Origin of the sequence: Halobacillus sp., assembly GCF_049282395.1 — a bacterium.
Lineage (GTDB): Bacteria > Bacillota > Bacilli > Bacillales > Halobacillaceae > Halobacillus.
In genome coordinates this window covers 1-1,660 of record NZ_JBAPTY010000418.1, presented here as the reverse complement: position 1 = coordinate 1,660, position 1,660 = coordinate 1, and the positions used below count along the sequence as shown (strand labels likewise).

The following is a 1,660-nucleotide window of genomic DNA, read 5'->3' as shown; positions in this document are numbered from 1 at the left end:
CTGCAGGGCTAAAGCGAATCGTCCCACGAAGAACCTTCACCGTAAATCTCTATTTCAAAATGAATGCTTCCAGCTTACGTTCCGATAATTTAATAGTCCGCTTATGAAAAATTAAACAATAACTTCTACTAGAATCACGATCATCATCCACCCTTCCTTTAGATTAAGAGAGATAGTAAATTGTTATTTTTTCCAATGATTCCAATTATCATATAGCAAGGTGTGACAAATTCAGTTAAAATAAGTACAGAATAGACAAAATAGATAAAGGATGGACCGAATGACTTATTCAGTAAACTTGATGAAACTGTTTATTCGCCGCGAAGACCATTTATTCAAATTGAGGGAAGCGGAACGAATTAAAAATGTTTGGAAACTATTATTCTTATTACTAGGTTTAACCGTTTTAACCTATGTTTGGACATCCTGGATGGGTCTTGGGACCGATCCTCTATCAGATGAGATGAGCAGCTTAAACAGAGTGGAATATGAATTCCGAAAAGCCTGGTTCTTAATCGGTCGTGTAGCATTTGGAATTCTGTTATATGTATTCATCTTATTTATTTCTTCTTTCTTTTTCTGGTTGTTTAATCATGTTTCTTATAAGAAGCTTTTGATTATCCAAATGAATGTTCTTTTAGTCATGCTTCTTGAGCGTGTACTATGGATCCCACTAATGGTTTATTTCGGACTTGACTGGTATGTTTCTCCTTTTTCATTTGGAATTATCACTTCCTACATAACCGATATAAATTGGATTATTTATTTACTTGGCTCTATATCCATTTTTCAATTGTTTATCATTTGGTACCAGGTGACTTGCATCTCGAGTATCTCCCCTACCAGAAGAAGGTGGATATGGACAGGTGTAGTCTTTTGGCACTTGCTTTTGTGGACCGGAACAGCAGCTCTATCCAACTATGACCTGTTTTTACTCTATTTACTCAGGTAAGAAAGCAGAAGGTGTGAACGTATATGAAAAATAAAAGATATAGTAAAAGAATTCTAGGTTTCTTAATAATTGCATTCATTGCAACCAATGCTCTGCTTATTTACTTTGACGAGGAGGGCCATGTGGAACGCAAGTCCTATATTAAGGAATGGTCTGAGTCGACTACATCGGACTTGCAGAACACCCTGTCTTCTGAAGGAGTTTTTGCGTCTGCTAAAACCACTCCTGTTTACTTCAACCAGGATTCCGGCGCTTTTCATGAATTCGTTGCCAAAGAAGGTCAAACCGTTGAGGAAGGCGATGACCTATATTCTTATGAAGTAGAAGACTATGCCGGTAAGGAAACGCAGCTTGACAATAAACAAACCCGCTTAGAACAGGAAATAGCGGCTATCGAAAATTACATACAAGAACTCGAGGGCTATACAGTACCTGAGCCTGAAAATGAGTTGAGCGAACCAGGCCGTAACGACCCGAACACGGAAAATAATTCAAATTTCGGGAACCTCAGCCCAGACAATCCCGCCAATGGAGAAACTAGTAATAGTGACACGAGAGGATCCTATGCAGAAACAAAGTTTCTAAAAAAAGAAAAAATTGCTGAACAAGAAACTGCCCTGGCTCAAAAAGAAGCCATGGCTGCCATGGTGGATAGTCAACTTAATCAACTGCGTGAGAATGGAGAGGTCATTACGGTGAGCAGTCCAT

Annotated in this window: 1 protein-coding gene and 1 pseudogene; both read left to right on the top strand. The window is 38.6% G+C overall.

The genetic code is table 11. The annotated features are described in order from the left end of the window. Positions 1-280 precede the first annotated feature (280 nt). Entirely contained in the window at positions 281-952 is a 672-nt protein-coding gene (locus WAM07_RS17410) for a hypothetical protein (RefSeq protein ID WP_422168657.1), read from the top strand. A gap of 23 nt (positions 953-975) precedes the next feature. Then, positions 976-1,660: pseudogene (locus WAM07_RS17405) on the top strand (hypothetical protein); the annotation flags it as partial.